This is a genomic window from Pseudochrobactrum saccharolyticum, from assembly GCF_008801715.1.
Taxonomy (GTDB): Bacteria; Pseudomonadota; Alphaproteobacteria; order Rhizobiales; family Rhizobiaceae; genus Pseudochrobactrum; species Pseudochrobactrum saccharolyticum.
In genome coordinates, this window is record NZ_VZPG01000001.1 from 226,371 (window position 1) to 244,492 (window position 18,122).

Sequence of the window (18,122 nt, forward strand, 5' to 3'; positions counted from 1 at the left end):
AATTCAACGTGTGTGCTGGAAAATATTTGTCGCAACTGGTTTTAGTAACGAAACGATAGTGAAGCCGCCTCTCCTGCGCCGGAACTCTGACTGATCTGAGCGACTTCCAAACGCAAATGCACACCGTGTTGCACCTGACCGGAATAAACATAATGCGGTCGGGTTACTTCCGCTTTTTCCAACAGCACCCCATCCTGCCACAGCTGCACCTGATATTTTTCTGCCGCCTCTCCGAGAGGAATATCCTCCCCCATCCAGCTATCCGCATCAATGCGTCCGCGCCGGATCCACTGAAAATGCATATCCCCGTTTAGCTGTGGTCTGTATCTGACATGAACCGGACTCAGAGGCTTTAAGGCCTTCATGCCACCGGCAGCGGATTGGGTACTGAAATAATCATCCGAAAAGTCCCGACCGGATGGCCCCGCACGCCAGTTCAGCATCAAACCGTTTTCAGTCTTCTGCAACCCTGCCGGAACAACCCGATCATCCAGCAAAATAAAAGACGCACCTGCGGGTTTGACAATACCGGCCTCCGGTTCTGTTCCCGATTGTCCGCGCAGCAAAGACTTTAACCGCCAGTGACCGGCAGCAATTTCTTCTGCCTCCTGATACTGCAGAATCTCCCATCCGCCCGCGCTATTTTGCACCAGAGCGGTATTTGCGGCATTCAGCACTTGCAACACAGACTGAGAATGTAATTCCCCGTGATATAGACGAATATCGAAACTCTGCTGATGCATGAAACGACCGCTGGCGGCACCTGCAAGTTCTGTAGTCAGCTCCCCCATGATTGCGGCATAGGGGATCACTGTGCGCAATTGATAGCCACCCGCTTCTGGCGAGGCAAAAAGCGCCACATCCCGCCACGGCTTGGCGTAACAAGCGATGCGAAACTGACTGCTCTCATTTTCAATTCCGGGCCACATCGGCAAATCCAGCATATGAAACAGCGGCGGGCCAGCAGTCACACTACCGGAATCAGATACCGCTGGCATACGGGTGCGGTCAGGGCGACGTAAAGCCGGTGCAAGCGCTACGGCTTTAGCCCGCCTTGCCGCTCCGTCCTCAAAGCTCACAATGACATAATCACGACTTCCGGCCAGTTCCGGCACACGTACCCTGTCACCAACCGTCAAACCTGCTTGCGACCACGGCACAGAAAAAGCAACGGTGCGGCGTTCAGCCCGTTTTCTTTCAAGCCAGCTTTCGGCCAGCGCCTGTGCCTGCCCACTTTCCATCGCAGCAGATAGAGACAGACTTTCGTGACCGGCACGCTGCCAGCCGGATTTTTGCGCCAAGGCACTGCCGGACTGATAATCCCGCAAAGCATCGCTGAAATAAATCTCTGCGCTTGCAGGCAATTCTTCCACATCATCCAGAATACGCACCGGCAATGACTGATCGCCTTCCAGTGCATAATCCTGAATGGCAACGGGATTCTGGCGTTGTGTGAGACTGCGGAATACCAGTCTCTGATTTCCCTTCACCTGCTCAAAAGCCACCACGCCGAATATATCCATCAGCGGTTCAAGCAATGCTCTGCCACTTGCCGGATTATCGGCAATATAACCGGACAAATAGCCTTCAGTGCCACGGCAATCAGCCAGCCCTTCGAGCCCAAAATCCTTTAGCAAAGCCAGTAGCAATTCATCCAGCGCCACACCACTGAGGCGGCCATTGAGCCAATGCCCCGTTGCCCAATTGGCGGCATCGCCCCATATATCTGCCTTCAGCGGATATTCCGGAAACGGGCGTGTATCCCAAGCCCAGACATAAATCTGTTCCGTATCAAGCATTGCACCGCCATAGAGCGGCGACACAGGATTATGCTCTCCCGCAACATTCCAATAGGCAAAATGCGCGCGCAAAAAACGATCCGGCGCAATATCACTACGCGAACCGTCGGAGAAATATGGCACAGCATTTTCCGAGGATTTCGGATCAGGGAAAACATTTGGCTGGTTCGGCCCTTTATCAACGGCCGCACAGCCAAGCTCGGTAAACCAGAATGGCTTGGACATGGGTTGCCATGCGGTAGGTTGTGTCTGCTCCACACCATTGATGCGGTTGAAATGCTGGTTCTGCCACCATGAGCGCAAATCCTTATAACGGAATACCCACGGCTTTCCCGTCAGGCCATCCGTTATTGCTGTGCGCTTGCGGGCGCGCCTGTCTGCATCCGAGGCATAATACCAGTCATAGCCCTCACCTCCGGCAATGGCGTTTTGCAAGGCACTTTCATCATAGGCAGAAGCGGGAAAAGCCGGATCAATGCTGCGTTCATCCCCGTCACGCCAGTCACTCAGCGGCATATAATTATCAATACCGATGGCATTGATTGCCGGATGCGCCCAGAGCGGATCAAGGTGAAAGAACACATTGCCGCTGCCGTCCTGCGGGTGATAGCCAAAATATTCTGACCAATCCGCACCATAAGTGATTTTACAACCAGCCCCTAAAGATATGCGTGCATTATCAGCCAGTTCACACAAAGTGCTGACAAACGGAAAATCATTCTGTTCATTGCGGATTTGTGTCAGGCCACGCAATTCCGAGCCGATCAGAAAAGCATCAACACCACCGGCAGCATGCGCCAGCTCCAGATAATGGCGGATGAAATTCTTATAGCCGTTCATGCCATTGGAAAAACGGATAAGCTGAAGCGCTGCATCCGCTGTTTTATCCACTCCCATCGGCACGCCAATTCTGCCGCGCCACGGATAGGCTGGCTGAAAGCCCTCACCATCCAGCGCAGGCAACTGATTATCGGCAGGAATATCCATCATAATAAACGGATAAAGCGTGACCTTCAGTCCACGCTGTCGGGCATATTTGATTGCAGCGATGACCGAGAAATCACTCGGTGTCCCGCCATAGGCTTTCTCAGTGCCATTATCAGAAATCAGATGGGCAGATGCACGGTCAACAGTACCGACACGCCAGTGATGGCTCGGTTTTCTCGCTTCCCGCGCTGTAACAGCGGGCAAAATCCGGCATTCTCCCGCGCGCAAATCGGTGCCGAACCACGGCACAATCAGAGCAACTGTTTTCAGGTTGGGACACAGCGCCTGCAACTCATCCAGTGATGCTGACCAGTCACTTTGCGCCCGCAGAGTATTACGGTTCAACGCGCGTGTTTCACCGGGGCGCGGTTCATCGCGCACCATCTGCGGTGACAAACCAAATTCCGTTGCACCGGGGATCAGTGCAACGGCCTGAATATCCCGTGTCAGCCTGCCGACACTACGCATGACCTCGAATTGCAAAAGTGGCAGACGGTTGCCATAGGCATCAATCGGCAGGTGTTCGAAAACCACATAGGCAGTGCCGCGATAGGCAGGTGCTTTCCCCGCCCCCTGCCGCGCTTCAATCAGCGGATCGGGCTGCTGCGTCTCAGTCCCCTTATAGACACGAACAGTGACCTGCGTCTGATCCAGCTCCTTGCCATCTGCCCAAATGCGCCGGATGCCGGAAATCTCGCCCTGCGCCACCGCAAAAGCGGCATTGACATAATAGCTGTAAGTGGTGGTTTTCGGGCCACCTTTCGCCCCTTGACGGGTGGTGGTTTTCTCTTCCTCGAAACGGGTCGCCCAGATCAGTGTACTGCCGACGCGCATAGTGCCATAAACGGCAGGCAAAACAGCCCCTTCTTCCGCCTGCATCGGACGTGTACCGGAGAGACGCGGCCCTTCGATACGCCGCGTTGAATTAATCAGCGCATTGTCGATCATATAGCCGCCCATAGCGCCGATCGCACTACCGATTGCCGCGCCAACGGGGCCGAACAGCCCGCCGATCATACTACCTGCCGCCTGAAGAACCACTGTACTCATGCGAGAAATGACCTGTCTTCAAACCGAAGGATTTGGAAAGGAGAAAACTGCTGCAATACGCTGCCGCCATTGCGGAACCAGCGCAGAAAGCGTCACACTATGCCCCTCATAGGCATGGATGAAGCGGTTATTCTCCGCCATGATTCCTAAATGCTTGGCCGCCACACCATCCCGCCAGCGAAAGATCAGAATATCACCGGCCTGTATCTCTGATTGCGGTTTTAAATGCATATGCCGACGCGCCGCATCAATCAGCGGCTCATCTTGGGCAAGCTCTGCCCAGTCGCGGGAATAGGTGCCGGCATCCTCCGGCTCTGTACCATAAAGCTCGCGCCAGATACCGCGTATCAGCCCCAGACAATCGCACCCCACCTGCAAACGGCTGGCACCGTGACGATAAGGTGTGCCAAGCCATTTTTCAGCAATCGCCAGCACTTTGTCATTCAACGGGGCAGCGGTCATGGCACGAGCACCCCGCCGTCAAAATTTCCCTCACCACCGGCAAAACCATAGGCAGCATCATTGCCGGGAATATGTGGAAAGCCGCGAAAATTCTCATGATTGGCAAAACGGTCACGGCATTGCTGAAAGCTCTTGTCGCAACCCGCCAATACACGAAAACGATCACCGATCTGAACGTCATAGACCGGCAGTTCCTGAAGGATCAGACTTGCCGCATCACCCTGTTTAAGGTGCGAGACAATATTATTCACGCTGCCCTGATTTTGCCCGCTCAGCCAGTGCAGGCTCCCGCGCTCAAACCAGTGCGAGGTAAAACCACTCAGATTTACGACCACCAGATCCTGTCCGCTGACAAGCTCCACCGCACCCTCACCCGCATAGCGCGGATCGGCCGGATTGATGCCGCAACGCTTATCTGCAAATTCCGCATCGCAACCCCGCTTGGCACGCCGTCCGAAAACACGATCCAGCAGAGCCGCACTGCTTTTCAGTTCAGCGGTAAAATTCATGCCGCTGCGTGTAATTTTGCCGATTACGCTGCTGCGCAATAATACCGCTTGCTCCGGCTGCGCCCAGTTGACCAGATAAGTCTCAACAGTCGCACCGTCATAAAGCCCGCACTCAATATCCGCATCAGTCAAAGCGTCACTGGTCAGCGCCCCTTCAATCTCGGAACTGTCCACTGCGAGCCCAAGCTGACTTCCTGCCTCAGAACCATTCATGCCGCTTTGCGGAAAGCACTTTATCCCATGCACGGATAATGTTCTGTCATGGTCACAAAAGCCAAAAACCTCACCGTCCTTACGTCGCAAAACCCATGCAAAACAATGCGTTGTCACATCGCCTTGCAAATGTGATTCAAGTGCCGGATCGAGTGTCAGCATCACTTCACCTCAACAATCGGAATAGACGGAATTTCACCCGCTTTGAAACTGGCAATACTGGCGCTCAGCCTGTCCGTATCAAAGCGCACCGGCACATCGAACAGGAAACCCGCAGTCACTTTTGCCTGTGGCGGCGGCACATAATCCTCGTGAATTTCCACTATGCCTGTCAGCCAATTCACGCTGAATGCATCACCCGCAAGCACCTCCCCCTCCACTGCCAACTGCACAGTGCTCAACACAGGCTTGGTAATGATGCGCTGATAATCACCATAATGTTTCGCCAGCTGAAATTGCCGTGTCGTGCCGTCTCCCCGCCCCAGAAACTGATCTGTTGGTTGCGGCGGTGCATCCTGTTCCGATGAGAGATGATCAAACGGATCACGAAACCGGAACGCATAAAGTGAACCACGCCGCGCCTCGAAAAAACGTAACACATCGCGCAGATCGTTGAGCGAACGCAACCCTGTTCCGGCATCATAAAACCGCCGCGACATCGACCAGCGCGCATTACGCTTTTCGTGTCCCGAGGTCAGGCTGACAATCTCATTGCGCCATTCCGGCCCGCCGGTTGCCCCGAAGGAAACACCGAGCGGAAAAGGTACATCATGAAATGAAGATAAATCCTGCATAATGCGCCCTTTCACATACGTCTGGTGCCATGGCGCACGGCACGCGCCAGCATGGCACTGACCTGCGCTTCCGAGCGGCTGAAGGAAGCAGCATCAGGCGATGACATATTGAAATTGATCTGCATGGATCGCCCTCCGCCACCACTGCCCATAGCCACGCCAAGACTGCCGTCACTGCCGCGTGCCAATGGCAAAATCGCCTCAGCTCCCGCCTCACCAGCCACGCCGAAACCACTGCCGAGCCCGAAATATGTCGGGCTGGAAACCACACCGCCTTTGGCAAAAGGCTTAACCCCGCCCAAGCCGCCAAGCCCGCCCATCAGGCCGGAGAACATCGAGGAGAATAATCCCTGCAATGGCTTCATTCCCGCATCCAGCGCCATGGAAGCCATATTGGAAGCCAGCCCGCGCAGCACATCATCCAGACCTTTGCCGGACGTGACCGCGCTTTTGAAAGCCGAGGTCAGGCTTTGCCCGAATGAGCCGGAACGCTTCTGCAAGTTATCCAGCGCACGGTCAAAGCCGCTGGTATCCGCCTCAACCGAAACCGTGACTGATTGTTGTGTGCCTGTATCATTCATGATCCACCATCCGGAAAAGCCCGCATCAGCGTGTTTAAAACATCACGCGGCGGCGCTTTCCTGCCACCGCGCATGGACTGGCTCAGCGCCCTGATCTCGGGCAGGCTGAGCTGCCAGAAATCCCGTGACGACAGCCGCAATTGTCCCATCCCGAAATGCATCAGCGCATCCCAGGGGAAAGACATTGATTCAATTACGGCTTCTAATTTTTTGATTGAGCTGCGTTTTCCGAATTTTCAGCAGTCATGCCAAAAGTCACTTCCAGTAGTTGCGTTACCAGCAGCGCAAAGCCGGTAGCACCGCCGTCAATACGCATATCCGCCACATCATCCTCGGCCACATCATGACCGCCACCGCGCAAACCTGCGGTGACAATGCGGATCATATCTTCTGATTTTAACCGCCCTGTTGAGAAACGGGCGATCAGAGCGGACAAGTCTTCAGTCTCATAGGCAGCCTCAAGACCGGCCAAGGCACCAAGTGTCAGGCATAAAACCCAATCCCTGTCATTTAAAACGGCTGCAATTTCACCGCGTCTGGCATTGACCATCATGGCTGCGCTCCGAAACTGATAAGGCCGGCAGATTCCAGTGCGATTTCAAACGTCACTTCGCCATCATGCGCGCCGCCATATTCCAGCGCGGTGATCTGAAACAAACCGCTGACAATGCCAAAATCCGGCACAATAATCTGCCAGTTGAGAATATCACCATTGAAGAACGCCGTGCGAATCAGAGCATCCGATGCCGCATCTTTGAAGATACCCGCACCGCTGACCGATGCACGCTGCACACCGCTGCCAGCCAGCAATTGCCGCCAACGCCCTGTAGCATCAGCATCCGTCACATCAACCGTCTCTGCATTGAACGCAATGCGCTTGCTGCGCAAACCCGCACAGGTTTGAAATGTGTCACCTGCCGCAGCAATTTTCAGCAACAGGTCTTTGCCTCTCTGAGCTGCCATTAATTACGCTCCTTCAATTTTTTCAGTCACCGCACGGTAGCGCAACTGGCCATTGTAACCGTCACGCAAGTCGTCATTGCGGGTCTGTGAGGATTGCAAAGTCAAATTGACCAGATGATAACCACCGATATCCGGCTTTTGCTGGCTGCTTGCCAAAGCCTCCATCAGCCCTTCCACCAGCATCATCAGTTCCAGCACCTGCCTGCGACCATTGGAACGCGCCCAGATATGCAGCACCAGATTGTGCTCTTCGCCGGTGCCGCTATCGGTATCCCAGGCGTAAATCTGACTTTGGCCAAAGCTGATATAAGGAAACGCCGCATGAGGCGGCACATTATCGTAAATGCCCTGCCCGTGCAGTTTCTCCATCAGCAAAGGCGCGGCTTGCAACCACGCCAATATTGCCTTTTGTAAAACAAGCGCCGCGCCGTTCATCCCTTGTTGTCCTGTTCGGTTTGAGCAGGCGGTGCTTTAGGCTCAGGGCTTTTCAAAAACAGCCCATCGCGTTTATTGGAGAGTGCCTGTTCACAAGCCTGCAAGCCGACAAGACGCAAAGTGCGCAACAAGGCTTCAAAAATAAAACGCATAGAAAAATTCATCGGATTTCCTCTCTATAGCGTATCCCGAAAAGTGTGAAACGGTTTTCGGATCAAGATACGCGTAAAAACAAACAGTTAGAGCATTTCCTATGTTTCAAGATAATCTGGAAATGCTCTAACTGAACAAATGAGATAGCGCTGGCTTTCATCGGGATCGTGCAGCCCTAAAACGGTAAAATGCCGCCCCACGCGCGTGAGACGCATGGAGACCGCAATATCGCTGCGATAACGGGTTGTGATGAGATGAGTGACATGGGGAATGGCCTGTCCGGCAAAGTTCTGACTGCCGGTTTTCTTCGGCTCAATCCTGCCCCAGAGCGTGGCAATTTCCGTCCATTGCTCCTGATAGCCGCCGGTCTCATCAAAGAGCGGACGGTTTTCTTCCAAAGTCAGCAGGGTTTTAAACTGTCCCGCATCAATGAATTGCAGGTTCATAGCCGCCCCCGCCTCAGCCAGGGTGACACGAGCTGTGCAACCATATCCGGCAGGCTGTGCATCACCGCCTCATAAGAATTGCGGTTGTCATAGAGATGTCCCGCCAGCACCAGGCAGGCATGACGCAATGTTTCGGGCAGGTCTTCAGGCTCATTCGCCAGACCGGCAGTCAGCTCAATTTCCAACCCGCGGGCAATGGTAATATGTTGTGGTCGCCGCAGATAAAGTCGCTGCGGACGACTATCCGTATCCAGTCGCCAATCATCCGCATTGAACAGCACTACAGCACCGTCGGCATCAAAACCTTGCACCTTATCAATGGAAATGACCGGCGCTTTATAGAGTGCAATTCTGCCCGATTGCGGCCAGTTTGCGAGCTGCAACAGCCAGCGCTGCGGCAGCATCACCAGATTGCAATGCTGCTCGATTACTTCCCGCGCAGTGCGGATCAGCCGTTCCAGCAAGTCCTCTTCCTGATCCGGTGATAAACGTAAAAAATCACGCAGCATTGCTGTCGTCACCGGCTCTTTTACCGGCGGCGCTATAAGTTGGAGAACCATGCTATCTCCTGTAATTTATAATAGATTCAGTAAGATAAAATCACTCTCTGACAGAATGATTCATGCGCTTTGCAAAGGCCAAGCAAAACCGCCTCGCCAGCAAAATCAGGCTGCAAATTTCAGCAGTTTGATCGCGTCAAAATCCTGCACACCACCGCCGACACGCTTGGTGGTGTAGAACAACACGTACGGCTTGGCAGAATACGGATCACGCAGAACACGGATACCGATGCGATCGACAATCAGATAACCACGGGCAAAATCACCAAAGGCAATCGGTGTACTGTCCGTGGCAATATCCGGCATGTCTTCCGCTTCCACCAGACCAAACCCCATGAAGGAAGCCTTCTGCCCAAGAGACGCCGGAGGCTGCCAGAGGTAATTGCCGTTGCTGTCTTTGAGCTTGCGCAGCGCCGACTGGGTTTTACGGTTCATCATCCAATGGGCATTCTGGCGGTAGCCGGATTTCAGCGCATAGACGAGATCAATCAGCAAATCGGACGGGCTGGAAGCAGGTAAGGCACCGGCAACGCCCGTCTTCAGGCAACCAAGTTTACCCCATGCCCATGACGCTTCATCAACCGTATCATAGGCCAGAAAACCATGCGGCTTGTTCACACCATCACCATTGATGAAGGCAGCGCTTTCCTGCTCGGCAAAAGCTGTTTCAACCTCTGCGGCAATCCATTGCTCCACATCCACCGCAGCATCATCCAGCAGGCTGGCTGTTGCCGCAGGCATGGCGTAAATTTCCATGGTCGGGAATTGCAGCTCAGCCAGCTTGGCATTGGTGGTCTGCGGGCGTGCGCCCTCTTCACCAACCCAGCCGGTACCAGGACCACTAATGGAAAACGGCTTTTTGAGTACAGCGCCGGAAACCTGCCGCACAGCTGCAAGTCCACGCACCGGCGAAAGCGCGGCCAGACGTGTACCGATGGCAGTTTCCAGTTCAGACGGCACAAGATAACCGCCGTCCGGCCCCGAACCATAGGAATGCGCTTTCTGCTCAAGCCCGCGCAAAGCCTGCTCATCACCACGGCGGGCATAAGTATCAAAAGCCTGTTTATGCTCCTGCACAACACCACCGAGCGGTGAACGTGTCTCGCCACCAAGTGCAGGACGCGCCTGCTTCAGCACATATTGATCCAGAGCCGCCTTCTGCTCATCCATTGCACGGTTGAGACGTTCTACCTTTTCAACAGTGAGAACATCCGCACCAACATGTTTTTCAATCTGGGTCAGGCGCTCATCATTGGCCTGTTTAAATCCTTCAAAGGCCTGCATAAACTCACCAAAAGCCTGCCCGACTTCATGCTGGCTGTTCAGCGCCTTAATCTCCAGCACCTGCGGTTGAGCGGCTGTTGCTTTATGTTTGATTGTCATTTCCTGTCCCTTCGGGCTTGGTGTAAAAAGACGGTACAAACCGACCGGACGGAGGTTTCAAAAAGAAGTTTGCGCTTTCAGACTAGCCGCCGCATGGCGGATAATCTGCGCGGAACTCATGTCATCGTGATTTTTACTCTGCACCGGATGAACACGCGCCTGCGGCAACATCGGAAAAGTCACCAGCGAAATTTCCCAAAGCTCGGCTTCCAGAATATGCCGCTTTCCGGTTGAGGCTGACTTCTTACTGCGAATAGCGCGAAAGCCAATCGACAAACCGTCCAGCGCCCCTTCGGATATCAACTGCCAAGCTTCATCGGCACGCGTCACGCCTTGCGTTAACTGCCCCTCAACATAAAGACCGCGCTGATCCTCGGTGATTTTCGTCCAGATGCCGATGGGATTATCGGCCTGATGCTGCCAGAGCATCGGCACCGCGGCACCCCGTCGCAGAGACTTGGCGAAAGCACCGCGCTCAATGATATCGCCGCTCAGATCAGAGAGCGAAAACAGGCTGGCATAACCGCTGAAACATAGAGGCCGATTTGCCTTAACCTTCATCGCGCTCCCCCTCCTGCCGGACGGAACCACCAACCTGATTTTTCAGCCGGTCGGTAAAGCGTTTGAAAAAACCAAGCGCTGTCCATGCAGCAAAGCTGGCAGCGGCAGAGCCCATCAACATCAGTTCCGCCTGTCCGAGACTATTACTCAAAGTCAGTTGTTCTGCGATTTTAACACCGGCTGCCCCGCCAAAAATCATGCCGCAAATCAGTCCCACGGCAAAACGTACTGCCGCCTCGCGTTTTCCTTTGGGCAGCATATAAGCCAGAGATACGGCCGAGCCACTCACCGCGCCGGTGATTTTGGCAAGCCAGATCCATTGTTCCTGAGTGAGTGCATCCGGCTGGTTGAACGGGTTCATAGCGCTCCTCCTTCCGGCTCAGGAGAATAGCCAACCGCCTGCCGTTTTTCCGCATCGCTCAGGAAATCCGCCGCACCAATGCGCCGCCACAAGGCTTCCCGCTCCTCGGCTAACCCGTCAATGCGGTCATGGTCATGTTCAAGTCGCAGGCCAGCACCAAAAGAAGGACAGAGCCAATTACTCAGTGCCTGCGCGGTGCGGGTCAGTAGCGGCAGAATGGTCAGGCGATAGAAAGCGCGATTGGCCTCGGCATAATTGGCATAGGTGTTATCACCGGGAATGCCAAGCAGCATCGACGGCACACCAAAAGCCAGCGCAATTTCACGGCTCGCCACATGTTTGGCCTCAATGAAATCCATATCTTTGGGCGACAGTCCCATGGCTTTCCAATCCAACCCGCCTTCCAGAAGCAGCGGCTTACCTGCACCACCGGCACCGGTATAGCCTTCCTCCAGCTCAGTTTTCAGCCGGTCAAACTGCTCTTCGCTTAAATTGCCACCATCCTTCGGCGCATAGACCAGCGCACCGGAAGGCCGTGCGGAGTTATCGAGCAAAGCCTTGTTCCATGCTGCTGTGGCATTGTGAATATCCAGTGCCATAGAAGCCGCTTCCAAAGGCGGAAAACCGTAATGATCGTCCAGCGGATGAAACAGCCGCAAATGCAATGCCCGTGCAGACAATCCGGACTCAAAACCTGAATTCAGGCTGATGCGGCGGCTGGTAGTATTATTGCGATAGAGCAACGTCTGCGGCCAGCCATTACTGTCGCTCTCAATGGTCACCCGCTCAGGACGCAACAAGTGTAATTCTTTCGGCTGTCCGTCATAATCCAGCCGCTCGATATAGGCATTGCCGGATAACAACAAATGCCCGTAAAGCTGTTCAAAAAAGCCGGAACCGCTCGCCCCTTCATGAGGCGCACGCAGCAATTTCAGCAGCGGATGATCTTCAAGCTCCGTCTCTCCCTGATAGAGCAACAGCGGCACATTGGCTGCTGCATCGCTGATCATTTTAACGCAACGATGTACAATCGGATTGCGCATAAATCCCTGTTGCGACAGCGCCATATAATTGCGGCTTGTCCAGCGTGCCTGCGCATCCATATGCAGTGCGACAAAACCCTGCTGCATTTTTACAGAAGGCGGCTGTGCGCTTTTCTGCTCCTGCGTTTGGGCAGCACTATGCCGCCACGGCCATGGCCAAGCCCATGATCGAACCATATTCACCTCACGAGGTTGTAATGTAATTTATCGAAGCTGTCGGATTCTCGGCTTATGTGTGTCCTGAAGCAAAAGCGTATGCAGCGCCCAGACCAGCGCATCCATCCTGTCCGGTGAGCGGCCGGAGGACAGCCCATTCACGGCAAAGTCACACATCTCATCTTCCAGTTCCGGAAAGCGGCGTGCATGACGAATACGCCCTTGCTCATAAAGTGCTGCCACCGGCTCGGCGCGCAGATATTTCCCCCTCTGTGCCCGTACTGCTTTTACCGCGACTGATGCATCCTGCGCATGAATCACCGCCATCACCATGTCGCCGCCCTGATTGACCTCCGCCACCACTAGATCGGCCTGATAGCGATGATAGAACTGCACAATCTGCGCAGCCCACTGATGGGGCTTCACGCCTTGCACAGTGGCATCATCCAGCACCCAAGCCAAACCATCGGCATCCAGTCCGGCGACAATAATCCCGCAGGCATCGGAATTTTTGGTTGAAGTCGCAGGCGGGTCAACCGCAATAACAATGCGCTGTAATTCCGGAGCTTGCGGATCATGTAACGCCTCTAATTGCTCCCGCGACCACAGCGCATCCTCACGATCAGCAATCAGAACACCATCCAGCTCCTGCCGCCCCAAAGCCGTGCCCGCATAGCGCTGCTGCATGGCTAACAAAAAGGCCGGTGCCAGATGCGCAGAATTTTCATCGGTGCGCATCTGGGTCATGATCGTTGCCGGATCGCTCAAAAGATCACGCAACAGTGCCTGCATTTTCGGTGTAGTCGTCACCACTTGTCGCGGTTTGTCTCCCAACCGCAGGCCAAATTGCAGCATATCCCATGTCTGTTGCGGGTTTTTCCATTTCGCCAGCTCATCACACCATGCAGCAGAAAATTGCGGCCCGCGCAAACTGTCCGGATCTTCTGACGAATAGAACGAAGCCACCGCCCCGCTTTCCCAAACCAGTCTGCGACGGGTACTTTCCAGACGCGGGCGCTGCAAACGAGAAACCGAGAGAATACCGGAAGGCCCTTCAACCATCACCTCGCGCACATCGGCCAGTGTTTCCCCCACCAAAGCAATATTACCGCAAGCTCTGTCACAGAAAGGCGCCAGCCCCTGCGCCATGCCGCTGATCCACTCGGCACCGGCACGGGTTTTGCCCGAACCGCGCCCACCCATTATCACCCAGCTGCGCCAATCCTGCTTCTGAAATACCGGCAATTGCGCCAGCCGCCCCTGAAACAACCATTCTTTACTGGCTGCAACAATGGCCTGCTCATCGACACCCGCGTCAGACAGAAATTTAAACAGCTCTGAGTTCGGTAATTCTGGCGCTGATGATGCTGAGAGCTTCACGCACATCCTCCGGCGTCACACCGCGATCATCATTTCCGTTGTCATGCTTATCATTCAGCGGTTCAACACGCGTTTCTCTGGAAAGCTCGCTGATGCTTTTCACCGCTTTTGCCAATGCTGCCAGCGCCTCTACAGCACTCTTTTCCGGCAACCCCTCCGCTTTGGAGAAATTCTGCAATTCCGCATTAATTTTAATCAGCAGATCTTCAATATCCAGCACCGGCAAGCTGACAGAAGAGCAATCCAGCCCTGCCCGTTTCAAACGCCTGCTATAAATCTCCGGCTTCACACTCAAGAGAAAAGCCATGTCCGGCACAGTTATCTGATAACGCCGCTGCAAACGATATACCGCCTGCAAACGCTCCAACGAAGCCTTTGGTAGCGCTTGTATTTCTTCCGAGTTTTCCGGCATGGTTTGACCGGCTCCGTTCTCTGTGAAACGCATAACCGGTTACAAATGGCACAAATAAAAAAAGCGCAGCACCACATGCCACGCCTTGTCATTTTTGTCAGCCACACTTCTCTGACTGTATATAAAACCTACTTCAACACCGTCACGCCGTCAAGGATAAAATTCCTATTTTTCTGCTTTCTCAGGCGATTTCTTCACATTCAATTTTACCGAAATATTTATCGCATTGAGATAATAGGTTTATTCGTTAAGCATAATTTTAAACCCTTCATTGGCACTTCTGCTTTATTGGCCATTCATAAGGATGTGCTAGAATGGGACATTATCGCCCCTCTTTAAGCGAGCAAAACGGGTTATTTTTCGGTTATGAGCAAACAGGCTGACAAAAATGACCAGACCAGAAAAACGCGCCGCCTGACCCGCAGCCCGTTTCTGATGGCTATTGATGCCTGGCTGGACAGCAGCCTGTATAAATTACGTTCACATTTTTCCGCGTTCTGGGAAAGCGCCACTATATTTTCCCGCAAATTCCGCGTGCGCGGCTGGAAACGTCTGTTTGTAGAAATCGCCGATGAGGGTTTCACGCTTGGCGTTCTCGGCAGTGTTGTTCTGCTTGCTCTGGCTATGCCTGCTTTCGAGGAAACCAAGAAAGACTGGCGTGCGCAGGATGATTATGCGGTCACTTTCCTTGACCGTTACGGCAATGAAATCGGCCAGCGCGGCATCATGCATCGCGATGCGGTGCCGATCGCTGAATTGCCGGATCATGTGATTAAAGCGGTTCTTGCGACCGAAGACCGCCGTTTTTATGAACATATCGGCATTGATTTCTGGGGCTTAAGCCGCGCGCTTACCCAGAATATGCGTGCCAATGGTGTGGTTCAGGGCGGCTCCACCCTGTCTCAGCAGCTGGCAAAAAACCTGTTTCTGTCCAATGAAAGAACCCTGAAACGCAAAATCAATGAGGCCTTTCTTGCGCTCTGGCTGGAAGCCAATTTAAGCAAAACGGAAATTCTGCAGCTCTATCTCGACCGCGCTTATATGGGCGGCGGAACCTTTGGTATCGCTGCGGCTTCCGAATTTTACTTTGGCAAAAATGTCAAAGATGTTTCTCTGGCGGAAGCGGCAATGCTGGCCGGCCTGTTCAAAGCACCGGCGAAATATGCGCCGCATGTCAATCTGCCGGCTGCCCGTGCGCGCGCTAATGTTGTGCTGTCCAATCTCGCTGATGCAGGCTTTATGAGCGAAGGCCAACTGGCTTATGCGCGGCGTAATCCTGCCAGTGTTGTTGACCGCGCCAAAGGTGAAAACCCCGACTATTTTCTGGACTGGGCTTTTGACGAGGTGAAGAAAATCACCCGCACCATCCCGCAGCATAATCTGGTGGTGCGTACCACGCTTGACCGGAATATCCAGAAAGCTGCGGAAGATGCGATTGAATTTCACCTGCGCCAATATGGTGCCGAATATAAAGTGACAGAAGCAGCCACCGTGGTGATTGCCGATGACGGCTCGGTGCGGGCAATTGTCGGCGGGCGCGATTATGGTGAAAGCCAGTTCAACCGCGCAACCAAAGCGCTCCGTCAGGCCGGTTCATCATTCAAACCCTATGTCTATGCCGTTGCTATGGAAAAGGGTCTGACACCGAATACCATTGTCTCCGATGCACCGATTGCATGGGGTAACTGGATGCCGCGCAATTACGGCCGCTCTTTTGCAGGCCGTGTCGATCTCGCAACCGCTCTGGTCAAGTCTTACAACACGGTGCCGGTGCGCCTTGCCAAAGACTATCTGACAACAAAGCCTATTGTAGCCCTCACCAAAGCCATGGGCATTGAATCGGAAATTTCCGACCATAAAACCATGGTGCTTGGCACCTCCGGCATGACAGTGATGGATCAGGCCACCGGCTTCAGTGTTTTTGCCAATGGCGGCTTTGCAGGCATGCGCCATGGTATTGTGCAGATTTCCGATCCTGCGGGTAAAATTCTCTGGGACTTTAAACGCGATACACCGGAACCAAAGCGCGTATTGTCTGAAAAGGCCGCCTCGGAAATGAACTCCATGCTGGTTCAGGTGCCTGAACGCGGCACGGCGCGGCGTGCGGCTTTGCCTATGACACGGGTTGCAGGCAAAACCGGCACCACCCAGAGCTATCGTGATGCATGGTTTGTCGGTTATACCGGCAATTATACGGCGGCGGTCTGGTTCGGTAATGACAGTTATGCACCGATGAATAATCTGACCGGCGGCATCATCCCTGCTATGACATGGCAGATGATGATGATGCAGGCGCATCAGAATATTGACCTGAAACCAATTCCGGGCATCAGCAATCCGTTCCCGAAACCTGCACAGCCAGCGGATCCGAAACTGGTAGCACAGAGCAGCGGCACCGGTGAAAAACTGCCAAACACAGTTCCGGATTATCCGCGTGTTCTGTCCTCAGAAACAACGCGCTTTATGCGCAGTCTGAATGAGAAATTCCGCACCTATGAAACACCGCAGCGGATTCGCACGACTTTATCGTCACTCTGATTCCTTGAAATGAACCGGCCATTTGATCCGGTCACCTGATAATGACAGGCAATTTTAACCGGACGTGTTTTATAGATTCTCCATGAGCAATTTAAGAACCATATTGCTGACAGTATTAACCTGCCTGATTGCTCTGGCGGGCGGCGCAGCCAGTGCGCTTTATGCTCTCAATAATTTTGAAGGTTTCAATCAGCTCACAATCGGACAATGGCATGCCTCGCCGCTCTATGGCAGTGCGGATGCTGACCCCTATGCGCGTGCGCAACGCAGCCGCGCCGCATTGCTGCCGCTGGGTGCTGCCGAAGGCCAACGCTTTGTTCTGAGGCATGATGTGAACGGCGCAAAACTTGATCCGCGTTGCACCTATCATTTACAGGGCAAAGCCCCCGCCTCCCGTTTCTGGACGCTTTATGCCAGCGATTTGCACGATCTGCCGCTCGCACAAAAGCAAGGGCTTCCGCAGGAACTGCATAGCCAGATGATCTGGTATCAGCATGATTCAAGTTTTCTCATCGCTGTTTCTCCCTCGGCACAATCAGGAAACTGGCTGGCGATCAATGCATCGCGCCCCTATCAACTGGTGATGACCCTGTATGATACCGATCTGGGCACATCTATCGGCTTTGAAAATCCGCAAATGCCGGCACTCACTTTGGCAGAAGGCAGCTGCAAAGGAGCCGAACGATGAGACATTCGCTGTTGCAGTTTCTCTATGCCATTACTCTCGGTCTCATTGGCGCAGCCATCGTTCATATTGCGATTATACTGCTCGTGCCTGATGATGCTTCGGAAACCCTGTGGAAACGCGTGGAAGCACTCGGCCCTGCAGAAAGTTTTCACAGGCTGGAAGGCGCGAACTGGGCAAAGCGCCGCGATCCGCTGATGCGCAGTGCCGCATGCCGTTTTGACCTGACCAACGGGCCGGTTCATATCAGCGCTGTCGGCAAGGTACCGTTCTGGTCGCTGGCGATTTACAATCATACAGGCGATATAACTTTCAGCCTTAATGATCAGGTGTCACCAGCCACCGATCTGCTGCTTGTCTCACCTTTGCAGAAAATCCTGCTCGAACAAAGCATTCCGCAGCAACTGGAACAATCAGTGCTTATCACCCAGTCTGTTAATGAAGCGATTGCGGTTTTGCGGGTCTTCGAGCCCGATGCGACATGGCGGGATGAGGTCGGTGAATTTCTTAAATCTGCAGAATGTATGAGCGTTTCAATAGAGAATTAAAATCTCCTGCGATGCACCATCTTCCGAAAAATATTTGATTTACAGGTCAGTAAATTACCATCAACGCGCCGATGGTTAATTCATTGCTAAGTGTTCTCCCTTA

At 53.7% G+C, this 18,122-nt stretch carries 21 protein-coding genes; 3 read left to right on the forward strand and 18 right to left on the reverse strand.

The annotated features are described in order from the left end of the window. Positions 1-41 precede the first annotated feature (41 nt). The 18 genes from F7P81_RS01155 to F7P81_RS01235 all read right to left on the reverse strand — a co-directional run bounded on the left by F7P81_RS01155 (position 42) and on the right by F7P81_RS01235 (position 14,248). A complete protein-coding gene (locus F7P81_RS01155; protein ID WP_151158141.1) occupies positions 42-3,836 on the reverse strand; it encodes a baseplate multidomain protein megatron in 3,795 nt (1,264 codons plus the stop codon). An 18-nt stretch (positions 3,837-3,854) separates the two neighbouring features. Next, entirely contained in the window at positions 3,855-4,298 is a 444-nt protein-coding gene (locus F7P81_RS01160) for an NlpC/P60 family protein (RefSeq protein WP_151158143.1), read from the reverse strand. Next, the gene (locus tag F7P81_RS01165; RefSeq protein WP_151158145.1) at positions 4,295-5,182 is read right to left on the reverse strand and encodes a DUF2163 domain-containing protein; all 888 of its coding nucleotides are present in this window, start codon (positions 5,180-5,182) and stop codon (positions 4,295-4,297) included. Before F7P81_RS01165 ends, F7P81_RS01160 begins: the two co-directional genes overlap by 4 nt. After that, a complete protein-coding gene (locus F7P81_RS01170; protein WP_151158147.1) occupies positions 5,182-5,814 on the reverse strand; it encodes a DUF2460 domain-containing protein in 633 nt (210 codons plus the stop codon). Before F7P81_RS01170 ends, F7P81_RS01165 begins: the two co-directional genes overlap by 1 nt. An 11-nt stretch (positions 5,815-5,825) precedes the next feature. Then, entirely contained in the window at positions 5,826-6,395 is a 570-nt protein-coding gene (locus F7P81_RS01175; protein WP_075654560.1) for a phage tail tape measure protein, read from the reverse strand. After that, positions 6,392-6,580: a phage tail assembly chaperone gene (locus F7P81_RS01180; protein ID WP_075654559.1), complete on the reverse strand. Its 189-nt coding sequence runs from the start codon at positions 6,578-6,580 to the stop codon at positions 6,392-6,394. The genes F7P81_RS01175 and F7P81_RS01180 overlap by 4 nt, the downstream gene beginning before the upstream one ends. 17 nt (positions 6,581-6,597) lie before the next feature. Beyond that, positions 6,598-6,948, reverse strand: a complete 351-nt coding sequence (locus F7P81_RS01185; RefSeq protein ID WP_246176010.1) for a gene transfer agent family protein — start codon at positions 6,946-6,948, stop codon at positions 6,598-6,600. Continuing rightward, complete coding sequence (locus F7P81_RS01190; RefSeq protein ID WP_151158149.1) at positions 6,945-7,358, reverse strand: phage major tail protein, TP901-1 family; 414 nt, start codon at positions 7,356-7,358, stop codon at positions 6,945-6,947. The genes F7P81_RS01185 and F7P81_RS01190 overlap by 4 nt, the downstream gene beginning before the upstream one ends. A gap of 3 nt (positions 7,359-7,361) precedes the next feature. Next, positions 7,362-7,793, reverse strand: a complete 432-nt coding sequence (locus F7P81_RS01195) for a DUF3168 domain-containing protein (RefSeq protein WP_151158151.1) — start codon at positions 7,791-7,793, stop codon at positions 7,362-7,364. Beyond that, a complete protein-coding gene (locus F7P81_RS17005; RefSeq protein WP_022710016.1) occupies positions 7,790-7,957 on the reverse strand; it encodes a hypothetical protein in 168 nt (55 codons plus the stop codon). The genes F7P81_RS01195 and F7P81_RS17005 overlap by 4 nt, the downstream gene beginning before the upstream one ends. Before the next feature lie 87 nt (positions 7,958-8,044). Further along, a complete protein-coding gene (locus tag F7P81_RS01200; RefSeq protein WP_151158153.1) occupies positions 8,045-8,392 on the reverse strand; it encodes a phage head closure protein in 348 nt (115 codons plus the stop codon). Continuing rightward, positions 8,389-8,952, reverse strand: a complete 564-nt coding sequence (locus tag F7P81_RS01205) for a head-tail connector protein (RefSeq protein ID WP_151158154.1) — start codon at positions 8,950-8,952, stop codon at positions 8,389-8,391. The genes F7P81_RS01200 and F7P81_RS01205 overlap by 4 nt, the downstream gene beginning before the upstream one ends. Positions 8,953-9,057: 105 nt before the next feature. Next, positions 9,058-10,329, reverse strand: a complete 1,272-nt coding sequence (locus F7P81_RS01210) for a phage major capsid protein (protein ID WP_151158932.1) — start codon at positions 10,327-10,329, stop codon at positions 9,058-9,060. A 63-nt stretch (positions 10,330-10,392) separates the two neighbouring features. After that, positions 10,393-10,896: an HK97 family phage prohead protease gene (locus F7P81_RS01215; protein WP_151158156.1), complete on the reverse strand. Its 504-nt coding sequence runs from the start codon at positions 10,894-10,896 to the stop codon at positions 10,393-10,395. Next, complete coding sequence (locus F7P81_RS01220; RefSeq protein WP_151158158.1) at positions 10,886-11,257, reverse strand: DUF6107 family protein; 372 nt, start codon at positions 11,255-11,257, stop codon at positions 10,886-10,888. The genes F7P81_RS01215 and F7P81_RS01220 overlap by 11 nt, the downstream gene beginning before the upstream one ends. After that, positions 11,254-12,477 carry a phage portal protein gene (locus tag F7P81_RS01225; RefSeq protein WP_151158160.1) on the reverse strand — a complete coding sequence of 408 codons (1,224 nt, stop codon included), beginning with the start codon at positions 12,475-12,477 and terminating at the stop codon, positions 11,254-11,256. The genes F7P81_RS01220 and F7P81_RS01225 overlap by 4 nt, the downstream gene beginning before the upstream one ends. A 27-nt stretch (positions 12,478-12,504) precedes the next feature. Further along, positions 12,505-13,842, reverse strand: coding sequence for a DNA-packaging protein (locus F7P81_RS01230; RefSeq protein WP_151158162.1), 1,338 nt, complete (start codon positions 13,840-13,842; stop codon positions 12,505-12,507). Continuing rightward, positions 13,784-14,248: a hypothetical protein gene (locus F7P81_RS01235; RefSeq protein ID WP_151158164.1), complete on the reverse strand. Its 465-nt coding sequence runs from the start codon at positions 14,246-14,248 to the stop codon at positions 13,784-13,786. The genes F7P81_RS01230 and F7P81_RS01235 overlap by 59 nt, the downstream gene beginning before the upstream one ends. 435 nt (positions 14,249-14,683) lie before the next feature. Between F7P81_RS01235 and F7P81_RS01240 the strand changes: the two genes are divergently transcribed. The 3 genes from F7P81_RS01240 to F7P81_RS01250 all read left to right on the forward strand — a co-directional run bounded on the left by F7P81_RS01240 (position 14,684) and on the right by F7P81_RS01250 (position 18,019). Next, on the forward strand, positions 14,684-16,786 hold the full coding sequence (locus F7P81_RS01240) for a transglycosylase domain-containing protein (protein ID WP_370627123.1): 2,103 nt from the start codon (positions 14,684-14,686) through the stop codon (positions 16,784-16,786). 82 nt (positions 16,787-16,868) lie between these two features. Further along, positions 16,869-17,474 carry a DUF1214 domain-containing protein gene (locus F7P81_RS01245; protein WP_151158166.1) on the forward strand — a complete coding sequence of 202 codons (606 nt, stop codon included), beginning with the start codon at positions 16,869-16,871 and terminating at the stop codon, positions 17,472-17,474. After that, positions 17,471-18,019: a DUF1254 domain-containing protein gene (locus F7P81_RS01250; protein WP_151158168.1), complete on the forward strand. Its 549-nt coding sequence runs from the start codon at positions 17,471-17,473 to the stop codon at positions 18,017-18,019. The genes F7P81_RS01245 and F7P81_RS01250 overlap by 4 nt, the downstream gene beginning before the upstream one ends. Positions 18,020-18,122 lie beyond the last annotated feature (103 nt).